General features: G+C 64.5%; 11 protein-coding genes. 5 read left to right on the top strand and 6 right to left on the bottom strand.

Annotated features, from left to right (window positions below; all coding sequences use genetic code 11):
- Positions 1–142 precede the first annotated feature (142 nt).
- Together BLS51_RS23855 and BLS51_RS23850 are read right to left on the bottom strand one after the other, a co-directional pair.
- On the bottom strand, positions 143–4,849 hold the full coding sequence (locus BLS51_RS23855; protein WP_229207737.1) for a translocation/assembly module TamB domain-containing protein: 4,707 nt from the start codon (positions 4,847–4,849) through the stop codon (positions 143–145).
- Positions 4,849–6,606 carry an autotransporter assembly complex protein TamA gene (locus BLS51_RS23850; RefSeq protein ID WP_229207743.1) on the bottom strand — a complete coding sequence of 586 codons (1,758 nt, stop codon included), beginning with the start codon at positions 6,604–6,606 and terminating at the stop codon, positions 4,849–4,851. Before BLS51_RS23850 ends, BLS51_RS23855 begins: the two co-directional genes overlap by 1 nt.
- A gap of 189 nt (positions 6,607–6,795) precedes the next feature.
- Between BLS51_RS23850 and queC the strand changes: the two genes are divergently transcribed.
- Positions 6,796–7,503 carry a 7-cyano-7-deazaguanine synthase QueC gene (gene queC / locus BLS51_RS23845; protein WP_090190160.1) on the top strand — a complete coding sequence of 236 codons (708 nt, stop codon included), beginning with the start codon at positions 6,796–6,798 and terminating at the stop codon, positions 7,501–7,503.
- Entirely contained in the window at positions 7,504–10,518 is a 3,015-nt protein-coding gene (locus tag BLS51_RS23840; protein ID WP_090190158.1) for a CHASE domain-containing protein, read from the top strand. It abuts the gene before it with no gap.
- A gap of 3 nt (positions 10,519–10,521) precedes the next feature.
- Here BLS51_RS23840 and BLS51_RS23835 read toward each other — a convergent pair whose 3' ends face one another.
- Positions 10,522–10,914 (bottom strand): hypothetical protein, encoded by a 393-nt coding sequence (locus BLS51_RS23835; protein ID WP_090190386.1) that lies wholly within the window; start codon positions 10,912–10,914, stop codon positions 10,522–10,524.
- 525 nt (positions 10,915–11,439) lie between these two features.
- On the bottom strand, positions 11,440–12,507 hold the full coding sequence (locus tag BLS51_RS23830; protein WP_090190156.1) for a porin: 1,068 nt from the start codon (positions 12,505–12,507) through the stop codon (positions 11,440–11,442).
- Between the two features lie 80 nt (positions 12,508–12,587).
- Here BLS51_RS23830 and BLS51_RS23825 point away from each other — a divergent pair, with 80 nt between their 5' ends.
- The 3 genes from BLS51_RS23825 (at position 12,588) to BLS51_RS23815 (ending at position 15,768) form a co-directional block, all read left to right on the top strand.
- On the top strand, positions 12,588–13,076 hold the full coding sequence (locus tag BLS51_RS23825; protein WP_090190154.1) for a hypothetical protein: 489 nt from the start codon (positions 12,588–12,590) through the stop codon (positions 13,074–13,076).
- A gap of 88 nt (positions 13,077–13,164) precedes the next feature.
- A complete protein-coding gene (locus BLS51_RS23820; RefSeq protein WP_090190152.1) occupies positions 13,165–15,108 on the top strand; it encodes a GAF domain-containing sensor histidine kinase in 1,944 nt (647 codons plus the stop codon).
- Between the two features lie 81 nt (positions 15,109–15,189).
- Positions 15,190–15,768: a hypothetical protein gene (locus BLS51_RS23815; protein WP_139168777.1), complete on the top strand. Its 579-nt coding sequence runs from the start codon at positions 15,190–15,192 to the stop codon at positions 15,766–15,768.
- On the opposite strand, the gene BLS51_RS23810 is transcribed toward BLS51_RS23815, so the two are convergent.
- On the bottom strand, positions 15,769–16,674 hold the full coding sequence (locus tag BLS51_RS23810; RefSeq protein ID WP_090190148.1) for an SAM hydrolase/SAM-dependent halogenase family protein: 906 nt from the start codon (positions 16,672–16,674) through the stop codon (positions 15,769–15,771). It abuts the gene before it with no gap.
- A gap of 13 nt (positions 16,675–16,687) precedes the next feature.
- On the bottom strand, positions 16,688–19,138 hold the full coding sequence (locus tag BLS51_RS23805; RefSeq protein WP_090190146.1) for a TonB-dependent receptor plug domain-containing protein: 2,451 nt from the start codon (positions 19,136–19,138) through the stop codon (positions 16,688–16,690).
- Between the last annotated feature and the right edge of the window lie 36 nt (positions 19,139–19,174).

Here is a 19,174-nt window from a genome sequence, read left to right as displayed (position 1 = left end):
GGATGCTGTACTTTTCGCCAGGAGAGACAGCCATGAAATTATTCCATCGCGCCCCGGATCCCGTCCCTGTGGATGATCCTGCGCCGCCGAATGTACCGCATCCGGTGCCGCAGGACGATCCGGTGCCGGACCATCATCCGCGCTAGTCGAACGCCCAGGTGTAGAGCACGTCCAGCGCGTTGTTGGTGCCGGTCTGGAACTGCAGCGTGATGCGCGGGTTCAGCTTGTACTTCAGCTTGACCAGGCTGGTCGCGCTGCTGGCGCCTTGTTCGAAGCTCAGGTAGGCGCGCGACGAAATGCGCTTGCCGACCGTGACTACGGTGTTTTGCAAGCCGGTGGCCGCGCCGGCGGTCGAGGTGCCGGCTGCCTGTCCCACGCCCAGTTCATCTACGCCCAGCGCGCTTGCCAGCTTGCCTTGTCCGCCACCGCCGCCAAACAACGCGCCGGCGGCGGTGCTCAGCAGCGCCATGTCGTTGCCCTGCGTGTTCTCGATGCCGTGACCCAGCACCAGCCACGCCAGCTTGTCGCTGTCCGACACGGTTGGCGTGGATACCAGCTTGGCCTGCGGTGCCAGCGCGGTGCCGCGCACTTCAACGCCAGCTTCCACATTGGTTTCGCTCAGCGCTTCGCCTTCCGGACGGCGCCGCACCGCGAGGATGTTCAGGCCTGGGTTGTCATAGGCGCCGGTGAAGTTGATGACGCCGCGGTCGATCGCCAGCTTCTGGCCATAGGCCGCATAGGTGCCGTTGACCACGCGGATGCTGCCGTTGACGCGCGGCGGGCGGCGATCGGCAACGCGGATGCGCAGAGCGCCGGCCAGTTGCGCATCCAGCCCTTTGCCGCTCAGGTTGAAGTCGTTGCCGAGGTCCGCTTCGATGTCGACGTTCAGCGGCATGCCTTGCGGCGCTTTCACTTGTGGCGCACCTTTGCCGACGATCACCACGTCGTCGCTCAGCGTTGGCGTGTTGGCGCCGGCCAGTTCGATGCGGGCGCGGTCGGCGCGTACCTTGCCGTCCAGCTGGAAGTGTTTGGCGTCGCGCACCAGGCTGCTGCTGCCGCTGATGACCAGGATGCGGTCGGGGCGCGACAGCACTTCCAGCTTGTCGGCGGTAAGCTTGAGTTGCATGGTCGCTTCGTTGGCCGCATAACGTATCCAGCCGTCGGCCTGGGCGCGGCCCTGGGCGCCGTCGAAGGCCAGCTTTTGCAGTTGCAGCTGGTCGCCGCTCAGGCGTGCCTGCAACTGGCCGTTGCGCAGCTTGATGCCTTGGTCGAGCCAGTTGACCACCAGTTTGTCGCCGGTGATGTCGCCGCTCAGTTGTGGCGCGGCGATGGTGCCGCTGCCGTTGACGTCCATCTTGAAGGTGCCGTCGATTTCCAGGCCCGGTTGACCGGCCAGTGGTGCGAGCCAGGCCAGGGAGCCCATATTGGCGCTGCCGGTGAGCGTGAAGGTGCTGTCGTCGGCCAGGCGGCCATCGTGCAGCTGGGCGCTGCCGTCCAGCTTTGCCTGGCCGGCGCGGGTGCCGTCGACGCTGAGCTGCACGCGCAGCGTGCCGTCGTTGACGTCGGCACGGGCATCCAGCGTGCGCAGGCCGAGCGCTTGCGGCAGGTCGGCGCCGATGATGGTCAGGTCGCCCTGTTCGCGGTAGACGTGGACCATGCCAGCCAGCGTGCGCGTGGCGGCTTGCAGGTTGACGCCCCATTCGGCGCCGATGGTCATGTTGCTGCGGACGTTGTCGCGCCAGGCGTCGGACAATTGCGCCAGATAGTTGACTGGCACACCGGCGGCGCGGCCGTTGCTGCGCCAGGTGGCGCCGGTTTTTTCCAGATTGTCGATGCGGATGCTGCCGGCTGGCAGGTTGATGACGGTGCTGCCCAGGGCGATCTGTTCCGGCTTGAGCAGGCCGGCGACGCCGGTGTCTTGCGGGGCGCTGAGTTTCAGTGGCGCTGGCGCGGCCAGCGTCAATGCGAAGCGGCCTTTGTTTTGCAGGGTGTCGATGGCGCCGGTCCAGGTGTCGTCGGCCCAGCTGCCTTTGACGCGCAGCGCGGCGTCGAAGTCGGGATTGGCGGCGCTCAGCTGGATGATGTGGGCGGAGCGCGTGCCGCTGGTTTGCAGCCGCACGCGGTCGAGCGAGATCGATGGCGATACATAGCGCGTGATTTCGATGTCGCTAACCAGCGGCACATCCGCCGTCGCTTCCACAGCCGCGTTGCCGCGCCCCGTGCCACGCGCACTAGCCGTGGCGCCGCTGCCCGGTCCGCGCGTCTGGCGGCCGTTTTCTGCCGCGCCGCTGGTGGTGCCACGCGCCGCGCTATTGCCCACGCTGGTGGTCGCGCCGCTGGCGAACGTCGCACCGCCGCCGAACGTCGAGCCGCTGGCCATGGCGATGGTGTTGCCCAGCGTGGCGCTGCCGCGTATCGTGGCGACTTGTTGCTGGCCGGGCGCGCGCAGATTGCTGCCGTCGAGCGTCAGTGCGATGGCGGGGCGGGCGCTGGTGCCGGATGCGGTGCCGCTGGCGCGCAGCGCGCCGCCGAACTGCGGGCCGAGCGCGCCAAGCTGCGGTGCATCGAGACGCCACTCCAGCTTGTCCGCCGCGCTGCCGAAGCTGCCCTTGGCCTGCAAGCTGTTGGACGCCAGATGCAAGTCGATATCCGCATTGCTGATCGCGCCCTTGGAGGCTGTCAGCTTCGCGTAGCCCGATAGCGGCGCATTGGCAAACGTGGACGGCTGCAAGGCCAGGTTCAACGCCGCACGCCAGTCACCGGCCAAGCGGGCATCGCCGCTGAAGGTGGCATTGATGGCGCCCGCTTGCGCGGCGCCGAAGCTGGCGGGATTCAGGCGCTGGATGCTGCCGGTCAGCTTCAGCTCCGGCGTGCCCTTGACCATGGCCACGTCGCCGGAAGCGTGTATCACACTGTCAGCCGGCCGCTTGGCCGAAGCAAACGCCAGGCCTCGCGCGTCAGCCTCGAAGCTGCTGCGCGGCGCGTCCATGGCGCCGGTGACGATGCCGCTGGCCGTGATCGCGCCCAGCAGGTCGCTGCTTACTGCCGAGAGCTGGCGCGCATCGATCTTCCATTTCAGTTGTTCGCCGGGTGCGCCGAAATTGCCGCTGATATCGGCGGTGTTCTGTGCCAGCGACAGGTGTGCGTCGACGCCGCTGATATGTCGGGCATCCGCATTCAGTTTTCCCTTGCCGGTTAGCGCCTGGCCTATCAGCTTGCTGGCCTTGATGTTGAAGTCAGCCGCCACTTGCCATGCTGGCGTCAAAGCGCCTTTGGCGTTGATGTCGGCATTCAGGTCGGCGATCGGATAGCCGGTGCCCAGCGCGGACGGATCGAAATGATCGGCGCTGACTTTGGCGCTGAATTCCTGTTTGTCTTTCAGACTGGCTTGGCCGGTGGCGGTGATGCTGCCTTTCTTGGCCTGCAGGCGAAGCTGGTGCAGTTGCAGCAAGGCGTCGGCCAGCGTAGCTTGCAGGTCGAGGCGCATGCCTTTGTCCACCAGCGCCGCAGCCAACGTTTGTTTTTTCGGCGTGCTGGTGGCGCTGATGTCGCCGGCGATGGCGGTCTTGTTGATGCTGGTGTGGATGTTCTTCAGGTCCAGGCGTTCGGTGCGCAGCTTGAACTGGGCGGCGTCGATGCCGGCTTCGGGGCCGCTGCGGTCTACCTTGCCGCCGCCGGTGAATTTTCCGGCCGGACCGAGGTCCAGCAGCACGTTGTCCAGCACGGAGGAGGTGAGGGTGCCGTCCAGACGGCCGCTAAAGGCTTGCAGCGGCAGGCCACTCTGGTCCAGCGGCGCGGCCTTGCCCTGGTTGAGCAGGGCGAACTGGCCGGAGAGTTTCTGGTTGGCGGCGATGGCAGCGGTCAGTTTCAGACTGAACTTTGCTTCCGGCCACGTGGCGTCGAAGCCGGCGGGATCGAGATCGCGGCCGGTCAGGTCGATGGCGCGCAGGATGATCTTGTCGAACGGCGCCAGCGACAACGCCGCCTCGCCACTCGCGCCATTCGCCGCGCCTTGCAGCTTCAGCGACAACAGCGACAAATCGCCAGCCACCTGCACCGCCAACCGCGCGCCGCCCGGAGCCACCTCGGCGTGCCCGCCGGTCACTGCGCCAGGCTTGCTCGTTGCAGCGCCGTGTCCGTCCGCACCCGCTGCCGAAGCGCTCATCGCGCCGCGATCATTCGCCGCCGCGCCGTCGCGCGCAGCGGTCGCGCCATACGTCAGCGTCGCCTTGCCGTTCAGCGCAAACGGTTTGCTGCCGGCGATGGTCGCATCGGCCTTGATATCGCCGAACGCGGTGCGTGCCGACGCATTTTGCAGTCGCCATTCCTTGCGATCGCCATTGAGCTGGAAGCGCAGGCTTTCGATCACATCGCTGCCAGCCTCGCTGGCCAAGGTCAGCTTGTCCAGCCGGCCGTCGGAGATGCTCAATTTGATCGGCGAGGCCAGCGACTCCGGCATCCTGGCTGGCTCGGAAGGCCCGGTGCTCTGCACCAGCAGGCTGCGCGCATGCAGCTCGCTGATGGTCAGCCCCTCCGAAAAATACTGCAACGGCGACCAGTTGATATCGATCTGCTCCGCCGTCACCACGCTATCTTTCGAGCGATATACCAGCTTATCGATATGCATGCGGTGGTACAGCGAACCGCTCACGCCCGTCACCGTAATCTGCCCGCCACTGGCCGCCGACAAACGCTGCACCAGCTGCTGCAAGGTTGACTCGCGGCCCAGCAGCCAGAAGGCGCCGACCAGCAGCGCCACCAGCACGCCGAATCCGATCGCCACCCGGCGCGGCCAGCGGCGGCGTGGCGCAACAACGGTTTCTTGAGGAGTGTCTTGTTGGTCAGCCATCAGAAAGTGAATCCCAGCGAGAAGTGCATACGATATTTGCGGACCGCGTGGCCGTACGCCACGTCGACATTGATCGGTCCCACAGGACTCTTCCAGCGCCCGCCGACGCCATAACCGGACTTGGGATGCAAGGCACTGATCGTATCGCCCGCATTACCCGCGTCATAGAAAACCGCCGCGCCATATTGCGGCTTGAACCAGTACTGATATTCTGCGCTGGCTGTCGCCACATAGCGGCCGCCGGTGATTGCGCCATCCAGCGGAACGCCCAGCTCCTGATAGCCGTAGCCACGCACCGACTGGTCGCCACCGGCGCGGAACAGATACACCGCTGGCACGCCGTTCTTGCTGCCCGACGCCAGAGCGCCAAACTCGCCGCGGAAGATGGCGTTGGAGCGCGTCCCAAGCGGCATATACAGCACGCCGCGCGTGTAGCCACGGATGAATTTTTCATCGGTCAGTACCGGCAGCAGCGCGCCGCCCAGCTGCGCGTTCAGCGCATAGCCTTTGGTCGGGAACAGCAGGTTATCCAGCTTGCGCCAGGTGACGCCATAAGTCAGCGGCAAACTCTTGCTCTGGCTGGACGGAATGCCGCCCACCGTCTTGGTCTCGGTCAGCAGCTCCAGCGTCAGGTTACGTTCCAGCAGCGGTGTGCCCCAGGCGCGCTTGGCGGCCAGGCTGGCCACGCTGGTCACCTCGCCCGAAATATCGCTGCGCTCAAACGAGGCACCAACGCTGTCGTTGTAGCCTTCCGGCGTGATCGGGAAATAGAAATTGCTGGTGGCGGTCTGCTTCTTGGTTTCCAGCGTCAGCGCGCTCTTCATGCGCAGGCCGAACACCGACAGGTCGTCATACGTCAGCGAGGCGCGGTTGCCGGTATTGGTTGAATAACCGACACCGGCGCTGACGTTCTTGCGCTTGTTTTCCACCACGCGCACCAGCAAGGGCAGTGGCGCCATCGACGCGGCGGCGTTCTGCTCCGGCGTCATGGCGGCGGCGTCCAGTTGTTCGTTGAGGATGGCGCTGGTGTCGGCGCTGACTTCCACGCTGGCGAAGTAGCCGGTGTCCTGCAGGCGCGATTGATAGGATTGCAGCGCCGCCTCGCTGTAGTAATCGCCAGGATGGATCTGGTTCAGGTTGCGCACCACCTTATCCGGATAGCGCTTCAGCCCCTCGATGCGCAGCTCGCCGAAGCGCATCTCCGGGCCGCTGTCGATCACCACCCGCAGCTGAGCCAGGTGCTGCTCCGGATCGACGGTCGCCTGACTCTCCACCAGCTGTGCGCGCGGATAGCGCGTCTGCACCACCGAGCGCAGGATCGAGCGCTTGGCCGATTCCCATTCGTTCTGGCGGAATACCTCGCCCTTCTTCAGCGGCCATCCAGCCTTGAGTGTGTTGACATCGAACTGCTTGTCCGCCGGCTGTTCGGGATTGGGCGCGAAGCCTTGCAAGGACAGGTCGATCTCACCGACGCGCACAGGGTCGCCCGGCGTCACCTTGACCTGCACCACCGGCGTGTCCGACGACTCGCGATCCAGCGTGGCGCTGACCTGCGGCGAATAGTAACCATCGGTAGCGACCAGCGTGCGGATCTGTTCCGGCGCTACGCGCACCAGCCGTTGCAGCTGCTCGCGGTCGATGCGGTCATTGCCGCGAAAACGCACCAGGTCCAGATTATCCTGCAACAGCTCGCGCACATCGTTTGGCGCATCGATGCGTACCTCGTATTTCAGACCTTCCGCCGCCTGCGCCACCATGGTCAACACGGCCGCAACGAGGCCGACGGACCCTTTTGTCACAACTTGTGCCAAAATTCGTGATCCTGTCCGTTTTTTTGCTGGCGATGCCGGTAACATGAGACTCCATAAGGTTTGCGCTATACCGCATGTTACCGGATTGCCCTGAAACATGGCGTACTTATAATATTGCTTCATCTGGAAAGAACTATGCTGCCTACCGATTCCGCCCTGGTCCTGTTTAGCGGAGGCCAGGACTCCACTACCTGCCTCGCCTGGGCGCTGAAAAACTACGCACGGGTTGAAACCATTGGTTTCGATTACGGCCAGCGCCACGCCGTCGAGCTGACGGTGCGGCCGCAACTGCTGCAAAGCCTGCGCGCCCATTCCGCCGGGTGGGACGCCAGGCTGGGCGAAGACCACATGATCGACCTGTCGCTGATCTCGGCCATTTCGCAAACCGCGATGACCCATGACATTGCGATTGAAACGCAAGCCAACGGCCTGCCGAACACCTTTGTCCCCGGCCGCAACCTGCTGTTCATGACGGTGGCCGCCACCGTGGCTTATCGCCGTGGCCTGACGGTGCTGGTGGGCGGCATGTGTGAAACCGATTTCTCTGGTTATCCGGACTGCCGCGACGACACCATGAAGGCGCTGCAGGTGGCGCTCAATCTCGGCATGGACACCCGCATCAAGCTGGAAACGCCGCTGATGTGGCGCGATAAAAAACAGACCTGGGAACTGGCTGAGGAACTCGGCGGCCAGGTGCTGGTGGACCTGATCCGCAGCGGCACCCACACCTGCTACCTGGGCGAGCGCGGCGCGCTGCACGATTGGGGCTACGGCTGCGGCACCTGCCCGGCGTGCGCCCTGCGCGCGCGGGGTTACCATCAGTTTGTGGGCGCCGAGGTGTAAATGCCCGCCCGCGCCCCGGCACGGCTGCGCCGCCTGCAGGATCTGCTCTCACCGGGCATCCTGCCAGTGCTGGTGTTGACCGGCTGCCTGGGCGTTACCGCAGCCCTGTGGCATGGCGCCAATGTCGACGCCGAGCACGATGTGCGGGCCGACTTTGAAGGCCGCGTGCGGGAACTGGTCAATAATCTCGATCAGCGCATGCAGACCTATGTGCAGGTGCTGTATGGCGTGCAGGGGCTGTTCGCCAGTTCGCAGCTGGTTGACCGCGACGAGTTCAGCACCTATCTCACCGGCCAGGACCTGAACCGTCACTTCCCCGGCGTGCACGGCGTCGGCTTCATGCAGATGGTCGGCAAGGACCAGCGCGCGGCGCATGAAGCGGCAGTGCGACGCCAGGGCTTCCCCGACTACCGCATTGCACCGGATGGCGAACGGGCATGGTATGCGCCCATCGTCTACCTCGAACCGTTCAACGACAACAATCGCCGCGCCTTCGGCTACGATACCGCGTCGGAAACGCACCGCCGCAGCGCGCTGGAACAGGCGCGCGATTCAGGCCAGCCGGCCATGAGCGCGAAAATCCGCCTGGTGCAGGAAGCGGGAGAGCCGGTGCAGGCGGGCTTCCTGGTGGTGCTGCCGGTGTTCAACCATCCGCAACCGATCGCCACGCTGGCGCAGCGCCGCGCGGCCATTCGTGGCTGGGTCTATGCGCCGTTCCGCACCGGCGACCTGATGGCGGGGCTGGGCGGCCCGCGCGCCGCCGCGCTGGATGTGGAGATCTACGATGGCGACGCCATCGAGCACGATGCGCTGATGTACGACAGCGTGCCCGATGCAGGCGATCATCTGCGCTCGACGCGGCAACAGATCAGCATCGCCAATCACCGCTGGACGCTGCGCATCTCCCTGCTGCCTGGCGGAGCGCCGCTGCGCAACGACAAGGCGCAGCAGATTGCCTGGTCCGGGTTTGCGTTGAGCGTGCTGCTGGCGTGGCTTACGTGGTTGCTGGCGCGCGGCCGCGTACGTGCGCGCGAAGGTTTGCAGCGCAGCCGCGCCCTGGCGGCGGAATTGAAGGAAGGCCAGAACACGCTGATGGTACTGGCCGACAGTGCGCAGCGCAGCCAGGCCATGTTGCGCAGCATTCTGGATTCCACCATCGACGGCATCCTGGTCGACAACCTGAAAGGCTCGGTGCTCAACTCGAATCGCCGCTTCCGCGAATTGTGGAATGTGCCGGAATACCTCGACTGGCAAAGCGACGGCGCGGTGTTGATGAACCATATGTGCGGACAGCTGCACCATCCGGATTGCGGTCCGCAGCTGGAGGGCGCCGTGCAGGAAGAACAGAGCGAAGTGCTGCACCTGAAGGATGGCCGGGTGATCGAGAAGCACACGCGCGGCCTGCTGCTGGGCAGCGAGCCGGCGCGCATCTGGTCGTTTCGCGACATCACCGAACGCACGCACATCGAACAGCGTGAGCAGACGCGCCGCCATGTGCTGGAACTGCTGGCAACGGGCGCGCCGCTGCAAACCATCCTGGAAAGCGTGGTGCTGGGTGTGGAGGCGGCTAACGAGGACATGTTATGCAGCATCCTGCTGCTGGACGAAAGCGGTGAACATCTGCTGGTCGGCGCCGCGCCCAGCCTGCCGGGCTTCTTCAACGCCGCCATGCATGGCAAGTCGATTTGTTCCGGCCTGGGCGCGTGCGGCCAGGCGGTGCTGACGCGTGGCCGCGTGATCGTCGAAGATATCCGCAGCGCGCCATCGTGGGCGGAGTATCGCGACCTGGCCTTGCAGGCGCGGCTAGGTTCGTGCTGGTCCGATCCGATCATCAGCACCAGCGGCGCGGTGCTTGGTACATTTGCGATCTACCACCACGAGGCACGCTTGCCCAGCCTGGCGAATATCGCGTTGATCGAGCAGGGCGCGCGGCTGGCCGGTATTGCGATCGAGCAGGCGCAGGCGGCGGTGGCGCTGCGGGTCGGCGAAGCGCGCTTCCGCAGCCTGTACGATCACGCGCCAGTGGCGCTGTGGGAGCAGGACTGGTCGGCGGTGCGTGGCGCGCTGGCTGAACTGGAGTTGTCCGGCATCGACGACCTGGCGGCCTACCTGCAGGCGAATCCGAGTCAGCTGCGGCGATTGGCATCGCTGGTGCGCATCGTCGATGTCAACGCCGCCGCGCTGGAACAGGTGGCAGCGCCGCACGGCCGCAAGAATGTCGGCGAACTGACGCTGGCGCAAAACTTCGACGCCGCCGCCATGCCGAATTTCGCGCGCGCAGTGACGGCGCTGGCGCAGGGACGGCACTTCTTTGCCTGCGAGGGCAGCTTCGAGCGGCTCGACGGCGTGGCGCGACTGAATGAATTGACCTTGCTGGTGATGCCGGGTCATACGCACAGCCTGGACTTCGTCATCGTCTCCACGCTGGACATCACCGAACGCCGGCGCATGGACGACGAGTTGCGCGTGTTCGCTACCACCGACTTCCTCACCGGGCTGCCGAACCGGCGCGAGTTCATGGGTCGGCTGGAGGATGAACAGGGCCGCCTGCAACGCGACATCGGCGCCTGCGCGGCGGTGCTGTTGCTGGATATCGATCATTTCAAGCGCATCAACGATGAATATGGCCACGCGGCCGGCGACACCGTGCTGCGCCAGCTGGCGCAGCTGATGCGCGACAGCCAGCGCAAGATCGACATGCCAGGCCGCGTCGGCGGCGAGGAGTTTGCGATCCTGCTGCCGGGGACGGACCTGGCAGCGGCGGCGGTATTTGCCGAGCGCCTGCGGCAGCGGGTGGAGCAGAAACCGATGCTGCTGGAGGAGGGCGTCACGCTGCACATTACCGTCAGCATCGGCGTGGCCGTCATGGGTGGGAAGAGTGCGGGTGGCGATCCGGCGCTGAGCCGCGCCGATCAGGCTTTGTACTGCGCCAAGCGCGGTGGCCGCAACCGGGTGGAACTGATGGATGGCGAGGCGGATCGGCCGGGGCATCAGGTCCCGGCCGCTTCCGGTTGAAACTTACACAGCTTGTTCGATGGTAGCGACGCGGCGTTGCTTGCGTGGGCGGCTGACGAACAACCAGTACAGGCCGATCGGGATCAGCAGCGGCAGCAGCAGGGGCGACACCGCCGCGACCGCGACCACCGCCGCCAGCGCCACGCCGAACACGGCCAGGATGCCGAGGCTGGCGAACAGCACACACAGGAAGATCGCCACGCAGACCATGATCAGGCCGGCCAGCAGCATGCCGGCGCCGCCGAACACCAGGGCCAGCATCGCGCCCAGTGGACCATCGATTTCATCGCCATCGATGTTGACATGCATGCCGTCGCCAAAGAACGATTGGCAAGCGGCAACCGCCAGCAGCAGGATGAAGGCGGCGAAGATCAGTTTTTTGGCTTTCGTGTTCATGGCGTTACCCCGTTTGTTGATATTGTCATGCCGTTTGGCATGGTTGAACTGTACCGATGCGAGGCGCAACGGGCCAACGGATTGCGACAGACCGGCGGATTTGCGGGATGGAACGCGTGCCAGCGGCGATAAGCCGTGCCGGCAGGCAGATTGGACCTTGATTTAAAGATATGGTGGGCTAAACTGATAATCTCACTTTCCACCTGGAGGGCATGACATGGCTTGGCTTGCAATGAGCGAAGGGCAATCGATCCCTTCGGTACGTCACTGTACAAGGCGCCAGCGTAGCGCCCAGCGTCTGTCTGGCGGAGGCCCGAAAGGCCCGCCTTCGGCACCCCCCGCGATACCGCCTATCATCATCACGCCGTTCAGCTACCAGACACCGGAGCCGGCCATCGACCCGCGCATCGCGCCACCGAAACCGCCGATCACCGAGCGGACTCCTTGCGTGACTTGCTAGTTTGATAGTACCCCGTACGGGGTCAGACCCTGACGCCTGTGCTGTGCGGGTGTCGGTGGTGCCTTTTAGAAATTATGGCGCAGCCCCAGCACCAGGCCTTTTAGCGTGGCGCCTGGCTGTGCGCCGAGGCTGTTGATGGCGAAGTCGACTACGCCGTTGCGGTCGTTGTTCAGGTGGCTGTAGTAGGCGTAGACGGTGCTGCGCTTCGACAGGTTGTAGTCGTAGCCTGCGGTGATGTGGGTGGCACCGGTGTCGTCGCCCTTGCGGGCGTAGCCGATGGTGGTGCCGGTGGGTGCGCTGCCGCTGCCGTCGCCGGCATGGCCGACACCCAGCTTGAAGACGCCACGGCCGACCTGGTGGGTGACGGAGGCGTAGGTATCGTTGCGCTCCAGCGTGCCGGCGGCGGTTTCGTAGCGCAGCTTTTCGGCCACCAGCGCCACGCGGGTGTCGCCGAAACGGTAGCCGGCGCCGAGCTTGGCGGCGCTGTCGTTCAATCCAGGTCCCTGATATGCGTGATGGCGCTCGTAGGCGGCGGTGGCGTACCACGGGCCTTGCTCGTAAACCAGCGCCGCTGAGGTCAGCGATGGCTTGGCGCTGTTGGCCGGGCGTTCTTCGCTCATGCCCTGCGCCACGCGCAGTTGCAGGCCGTTCCATACCGGTGTCCAGTAGTGGACGCTGTTCTGCTGGCGGCGGTCGAAAGATGAGGTGTCGCTGGTGTTGCTGACGGTGGCGCCGGCGCCGTTGCCCATGATGCTCATGTAGCCGGCGGTGGTCGGGTAGTAGGGATCGAGGCCGGCGGTGGCACCGTTGTACGGCGTCACCCAGTTGCCGGCGAATAAAGTGCCGGCGGAGCCCTGGATGCCAAGGCGGGTGTCGCGTGCGGCCGGGCTGCCGGCGCCGGTATCTGGTGCCAGCGTGCCTTCGATCTGGAAGATGATTCTGGTGCCGCCACCCAGGTCTTCGCTGCCGTTAAAGCCGAGCACCGAGCGGTTGTTGCTCAGGCGCGAGACGCGCGTGCCGTCGTTTTGCAGGCTTTCCAGTCCAACATTCAGGCGGCCATAGATCTGGACATTGCTTTGGGCGGTGGCGCTGCCGCAGGCGATTGCGAGCAGGGCGGGAAGAATCTTGCGCATGGTTGCCGGGTTCCTATTGTTGTTACGGTGCGAGCCGCTTATTATTCCATCCCCTTCTTTCTTTCGACACGACCATAAGTATGAGTAATGACTACCACGATGCAGACGATGATGCACTGGTGCAAGAGGATCGCCTGTGGCAAGGCAATGGCTGGACCGCGCGCGTCATCAAAAACGAGGATGACGACGGCTGGGCGGTGGCGATGATCAAGGACGGCGAACCGGAGCCGGCGCTGGTGGGGCCGTGGACCATGGGTCGCGACAAGAAGAATCCCAAGCCGCTTGACGTGAACGCCTTCAACACGCTGGTCAAGACCGCCAACGAGGTGATCCGCCGCCACGAGCAGCAATTGCACGCCCAGTTGCACAAGAACGTCACCGTCGGCACTGATGACGGCCCGGTGAAAGTCTGCCTGGACATCACGCCGGACGAGGATGATCCGTACGCCACGCTGAGCGCCTTCGACCAGTACGGCGAGGAGCTGGCCCGGGTACGCGTCGCCCCGACCTTCAAGCTGAGCGCCACCAGCGCCAGCAACTGGATCGAAAACAGCTACAAAAAGCCGTGAAAATGCGCTGAGCGGTTTCCCGCCGGGGCACGACCTGCTAGTATTTCCTGTGCGCATGTATCGCAAGGCCATAAACATAGGAAAATCGATGGAAAGTCGTCTCTCCCGGCTGGAAGCCGTCCAGACCGTGCTGCTCGAAATCGGGCAGAAATCCAGCAGCTGCACTGATATCAGTGAATTTCTGCAAGCCGTGCATGCGGCGCTGGGCCGCATCATGTATGCGGCCAACTTCTTCGTCGCGCTGAGCAACGAGGATGGCCCGCCCAACCTGGTGCGCTTTGTCTATTTCGTTGACGAAGTGGACGACGCGCCCAGCCGCGACGAACTGTTCGAACTGGTGCCAGGCGAGTCGCCCACCGAGGCGGTGATACGCGCGCGTGAAAGCATCGTCATGACGGCGGCCGAGCACGTCTCCAAGCGCGAGGACAACGCCGGTTTCGGCATCGGCACCATTGCCGAGCACTGGATGGGTTGCCCGCTGCTCGACCAGAACCATCAGGTGCTGGGCGCGGTGGTAATCCAGAGCTATGACAAGCAGCATACGTTCAGCGAGGAAGACCAGGCGCTGTTTGCGCTGATCTCGCACCACGTATCCAGCGCCTTGCAGGGCTTGCAGAGCGTCGACCGGCTGGAACGCGCAGTGCATGAGCGCACCGCCCAGTTGCAGCACGAAGTGGCCGAGCGCCGCCGCGCGGAAAACATCCAGCGCGCGCTGTACGAGCTGGCCAATCTGTCGGCCACCGCCACCGGCGGCAGCCGCCTCAATATGCGCCTGCACCAGATCATCAGCGAACTGGTGCCGGCCAAGAACTTCCTGATGGCGCTGTACCACCCGGACACGCAAGAAATCAGCATTCCGTATTTTGTCGATGAGAAGGATGAGCACGCGCCGGTCAAGCGCTTCGACTATGGCGTTGGCATGTCCTCGTACATCCTGCAGCGCAAGCAGGCGATGCTGCTGGATCGCGCCGGTTTCCAGGCGCTGGTCGACACCGGCGAGATGGAGCACCCGCTCGGCAATGTAGAAATCGCCAGCTGGATGGGCGCGCCGATGCTGCTGGGCGACCAGGCTTACGGCGTCATCATCGTGCAAAGCTACGACGACACGGTGCAGTACACCCAGGCCGACCTCGACATCCTGGCCTTCATGGCCAGTCACGTCGCGGTGGCGATCGCCCGCATGCAGGCCGACCGCCAGATCCGCCAGGCCAAGGAAACGCTGGAGCAGCAGAACGCCGCGCTGGAAAGCGCGCTGACCTCGCTGAAGGATGCGCAGGGCGAACTGGTGCGACAAGAGAAACTGGCCTCGCTGGGCCGGCTGGTGGCTGGCGTCGCGCATGAAATCAATACGCCGCTGGGCATTTGCGTGACCGCCACCAGCCATCTGGTGGAAGAACTGAAGCTGACCCGCGAGGATCTCGCCAACGGCGCGCTGGATGAGGATGGCCTGAACCAGTTCTTCGAGATCATCGACCAGTCGCTGAAGATCATGACCACCAACACCCAGCGCGCGGCCGCACTGGTGCGCAGCTTCAAGCAGGTGGCGGTTGACCAGTCGTCGGACGATATCCGCAGCTTCAACCTGCGCAAATACCTGGATGAAGTGTTGTTGTCGTTGCAACCAAAGCTGAAGGGCAAGCCGATCCAGGTACAGATCGATTGCGACGACCAGATCAATATGGCCAGCTTCCCCGGCGCCATTTCGCAGATTGTCACCAATATGGTGGTCAACTCGCTGGTGCACGGCTTTGAGGAAGGGCAGTCGGGCAAGATCAAGATCACCGGCAAGGTGGAGGGCGACTTTGTCGAATTCGACTACAGCGACGATGGCGTCGGCATGGACAGCGGCACGCTGGCACAGCTGTTCGACCCGTTCTTCACCACCAAGCGTGGCTCCGGCGGCAGCGGCCTGGGCGCACACATCCTGTACAACCTGGTGACGGGTGCGCTGGGTGGCACGGTGAAAGTGGTCAGCGCGCCCGGCATGGGGCTGCATTACAAGCTGCGCTTCCCCAAGATCAAGCGAAAGTAGCAAAGATGCAACGGCTGTTTAACGAAACGGCAGTTGCAGTCGCCTGTATTGATTGACCAAGCCTATACGCAGGATGACACCATGCTTTCCATTTCCACCAATTTCTCCGCCAGCAGCGATGCTTATATGGATCTGCTCCAGAAGCAGATGGAAACCGCGCGCAACAACGCACAAGCGATCGACCAGATATCGAACCGTGTCGATCAGGACCAGAAATCCCTGGCCCGGCAGCGCGTCGAGGAAATCAAGAAGCAGATCGAAGCGCTGCGCAAGATGCTGGCGCTGTTCGGTGGCAAGGATGCCAAGGCGGTGTTGCAACAATTGAAACAACTGGCCAATCAGCTGAAGCAGGCGGCCGGCGTGCTGCGGACGTCGTCCGATGCCGGCATCCCTGATATCAACGCCATGCCGGCCGAGGATGGCGCTGCGTCGGCGACTGTCGATACCGAGGCCGCCGATGGCTACGAGGAAGGCCGTCAGGCCTATGCCGAGCAACAGGCTTCTGCCGAAGCCGAAGCCAGCAGCCTGGCGATGCTGGGCGCGTCACAATCGGCGCAAAGCGCCGAGGACGCCCGGCAGCTGGAAGCGGCCAGCCAAGCGCTCAAGTCGCTGCGTTCAGCACTTGAGCGTATCGTGAAAAAACAGGACGCCTTGCGCTGATTATTTCTTCGCCTTGCTGACTTCCACTTCCCAATCCACGCCGGACTCGATCTTGTTCTTCGCCGCGTAGTTGCCCTGGTTGAGGGCGACCGCGACGTCCAGCAGGCTATTCAGATACACCACCGGCTTGCCCTTGGCCACGCCGCCAAAAGTGTGTTCATACGGCGCCACCACGGTATTCACCAGCTTCTTGTTGTGGAAGAAGCGCACCTGCACCAGTTCGTGCTCCTTCACGCCCAGCTGTTCGAACAGCGATTTCGGAATATTCGTCCAGACGTTGCCGTATTTGACGTCCAGCACCGGGATGATGCCGCGCAGCTTGCCGTCGCTGAGCGCGGCCTTCTGGTAAGGGATCTTGATAACGGACTCGCTTGCCAGCACCGGACCGACCTGCTCGTAGCTGATGGCGCCGGACGCCAGGCGCGCGCCGACATAGGCGTACACATCGCGGCCATGGAAGGTGTAGGACTCGCCCGAGCCGGCGCGGCGGTTGATGCTTTCGTCGATCTCGCGCACCTCGGCCACGCCGTCGCGCTCGGCGATCAGCGTGAACTGGCCGTTGTCCGGGCCGACGAAGTAGCGGCCTGCCTTGGTCTTCAGCACCACCGACTTGCGCTCGGTGCCCACGCCCGGATCGATCACCGAGACAAACACCGTGCCTTCCGGCCAGTAGTTCGCAGTCTGGAACAGGCGGTAGCCGCCCACCCAGATATCGTAGTCGGGAATGTTGTGGGTCAGGTCGGCCACCGTCAGGCTGGCGTCGACGCCGTAGGCCACGCCGCGCATGGCGGAGACGGCGCCGTCGGAGGTGCCGAAGTCGGTTTGCAGCACCAGCGCGTTCTTGGCGGCGAAGGCTGGCGCGCTCAGTGCGGCGCTCAGGGCGAGGGTGATCAGCAGTTTTTTCATGGTGTCCTTGAGGTCAGAAAGTGTAGCGGGCGCGCGCATAGAAGTATGCGCCGTTCACGCCGATCGGATTGATGAAGTTGTAGGGCAGGGCGCCGCCGTAGGTGGCGTTGTTGGTTTCGCGCACGCGTTGCGGATAGCGGTCGAGGATGTTGTCGGCGCCCAGCGACAGCGTCAGCTGCTTGGTCAGCTTGTATTGCGCTTCCAGATCCAGCGTCCAGACGGCGCCGAAGCGTTGCGCGTGCACACCGTCGACGACTTCGGCATCTTCGTCATACGAGAAGTCCTTCAGCGGGCCGAAGCGCGTGGCGCGCGCCAGCAGGCCCCATTGCGCCGCCTGCCAGTCGGCGCTCAGCACCAGCTTGTTTTTGGGCGAGGCATTGCGGATGCGGAACAGGCTGGTGTCGGTCAGCACCGTCAGGTCAGGGTCGATCTGCGCCAGCGCAGCCGAGCTCTGATGCACGCTGTCGATGCGCGTCTTGTTCAGGTTCAGCGCGGCGCTCAGGTTCAGCTTGCCGCCGGTGACCGACAGGTCGTGGTTCAGCACCGCGTCGAGGCCGGTGGTGGTGGTGTCCAGCAGGTTGGCCAGGTAGGCCACCGACTGGATATCGCTGCGGCCGATGCCGGCCAGGTAGGCGGTGGCGGCGTCGCTTTGCAGATCGCTGGTGCGGGTGATGCGGTCCTTGATCCTGATGCGGTAGCCGTCCAGCGTAAAGCTGGTGTTGCGCGCCGGCTTCCATGCCAGGCCCAGCGACAGGTTGGTGGATTTCTCCGGCTTCAGGTCTTGCGCACCAAACGCGCGCGCCAAGGGATCGCTGGCTGGCAGCAGGGAGGCCGTTTGCAAGCCGCTGCCGTCGCTGTCGAAGTTGAGCGTGGAGAAGCGGAATCCGGTCTGTACCAGCGCCGGCGCGCGGAAGCTGTTGGACAGCGAGCCGCGCAGCAGGAACTGGTCGGTGAACTTGTAGCGCGCCGACAGCTTGCCGGTGCTGGCGCTGCCGAAATCGCTGTAGTCCGAGTAGCGCGCGGCAGCGCCGACCAGCAACTGGCGGGTGATGTCGCTTTCGATGTCAACGTAGACTGAGCTGATATGGCGGCTGCCATCAAACGCATCCTGCGGACGCAGACCGGGGCCGGCTTGCGCGCCCGGCGGCGCATCGGTGACGGCGCCGGCGGCGTAGGAGGCGGCATCGCCCGGCGCGCTGGTGTAGGTTTCGCGGATGTACTCGGCGCCGATGGCGAGGTTGACCGGCACGCCGAAGTTCAGCTTGCGCGTGAGGTCGGCGTTGACGGCGTTCTGGCGATAATCAAACGAGGCCAGGTGGAAGCTGGTCGGGCTTTGCGCGCCCAGCGAGGCGTTCAGCGAGTTGCTGACGTCGTAGTCGAACTTGTTGCTACCGTGACGGGCGCTGAGGTCCCAGTTCCAGCCGCCGCTGGCGATGCGCACGCCCGCCACGATGCTGACGTCGGTCGAGTCGCCGTGCGTGACCGGGCGGTAGCCGTTCGGGTACACCGCTGCCACATTCGACGGATCGCCCGGATAGCGGAAGTAGGCGCTGCCGTCCGATTTGCGCTGGTTGGCGGTGGCGAACGAGTAGGCGTCAATGCCATCGCCCAGCGGCAGCAGCGCATTGTAGAAGGCGTAGTTATTGTGCGATTGCGAGTCGCCGGATTTGAATACGACCTTGCCGTCCAGGGCCTGGTCGGCCGGCGTGTAGTTCCACGACGTCCAGCCGGCGTCGCTGAAACCGGCGCGCTGGGTCGGATTGCGGCTGCGGCTTTCGGCGCCGAAGCGGAAGAAGCCGGCGTCGCCCAGCGGTACGCCGTAGTCGGCGTTGACGATCTTGGTCTGGCCGTCGGTCTTGGTCTCGTCGCTAGGCTTGAAGTCAGTGTGGTTGGCGCCGTAGCTGACCGAGGCCGAGCCGCCGGTGCGCTGCTGCTTCAGCACGATGTTGATGACGCCAGCCACCGCATCGCTGCCGTATTGCGCGCCGGCGCCGTCGCGCAGGATTTCGATGTGGTCGATGGCGCCCGGCGGAATCGCATTGACGTCCACCGGCACGGTGCCGGCGAAGCTGCTTTCGGTATCCAGCACTGCGCTGGCGTGGCGGCGCTTGCCGTTGATCAGCACCAGCACCTGGTCCGGCGCCAGGCCGCGCAGCTGCACGCCGCGCACCGAGTCGGAGGCGCCGCTGGATTCAATGCGCGGGAAGTTGATCGAGGGCGCCAGCGCCTGCAAGGCCGCGCCCACTTCGCCGCTGGACAGGGCGTTCTCCACCTCGCGCGCGCCGAAGCGGTCGATTGGCACGGCAGAATCGAATACGGTGCGGTTGCGGGCGCGCGAGCCGACCACGGTGACCTGGTCGATGGCGGCGACGGTCTCGCTGGTGGCTGGTGTGTCTTGCGCTTGCGCGATGGCGGCTGGCAGCGCGGCCAGCGCGAGCAGAGGTGGGAGCAGGTGTTTGTGCATCGTGATTTCCTTGCGTGGTCTGAGGAGGCAGACCAC

The sequence above is a fragment of the Duganella sp. OV510 genome, from assembly GCF_900100205.1.
GTDB lineage: Bacteria > Pseudomonadota > Gammaproteobacteria > Burkholderiales > Burkholderiaceae_D > Rugamonas.
The sequence above is the reverse complement of the archived record's forward strand: the minus strand, read 5'-3'. Positions and strand labels throughout refer to the sequence as shown.

Excerpts from the sequence above, each read along its gene's own strand:
- BLS51_RS23855 (WP_229207737.1), bottom strand. The coding sequence starts at position 4,849 with ATGGCTGACCAACAAGACACTCCTCAAGAAACCGTTGTTGCGCCACGC.
- BLS51_RS23850 (WP_229207743.1), bottom strand. The coding sequence starts at position 6,606 with ATGGTGGCGCAGGCGGCGGAAGGTCTGAAATACGAGGTACGCATCGAT.
- queC (WP_090190160.1), top strand. The coding sequence starts at position 6,796 with ATGCTGCCTACCGATTCCGCCCTGGTCCTGTTTAGCGGAGGCCAGGAC.
- BLS51_RS23840 (WP_090190158.1), top strand. The coding sequence starts at position 7,504 with ATGCCCGCCCGCGCCCCGGCACGGCTGCGCCGCCTGCAGGATCTGCTC.
- BLS51_RS23835 (WP_090190386.1), bottom strand. The coding sequence starts at position 10,914 with ATGAACACGAAAGCCAAAAAACTGATCTTCGCCGCCTTCATCCTGCTG.
- BLS51_RS23830 (WP_090190156.1), bottom strand. The coding sequence starts at position 12,507 with ATGCGCAAGATTCTTCCCGCCCTGCTCGCAATCGCCTGCGGCAGCGCC.
- BLS51_RS23825 (WP_090190154.1), top strand. The coding sequence starts at position 12,588 with ATGAGTAATGACTACCACGATGCAGACGATGATGCACTGGTGCAAGAG.
- BLS51_RS23820 (WP_090190152.1), top strand. The coding sequence starts at position 13,165 with ATGGAAAGTCGTCTCTCCCGGCTGGAAGCCGTCCAGACCGTGCTGCTC.
- BLS51_RS23815 (WP_139168777.1), top strand. The coding sequence starts at position 15,190 with ATGCTTTCCATTTCCACCAATTTCTCCGCCAGCAGCGATGCTTATATG.
- BLS51_RS23810 (WP_090190148.1), bottom strand. The coding sequence starts at position 16,674 with ATGAAAAAACTGCTGATCACCCTCGCCCTGAGCGCCGCACTGAGCGCG.
- BLS51_RS23805 (WP_090190146.1), bottom strand. The coding sequence starts at position 19,138 with ATGCACAAACACCTGCTCCCACCTCTGCTCGCGCTGGCCGCGCTGCCA.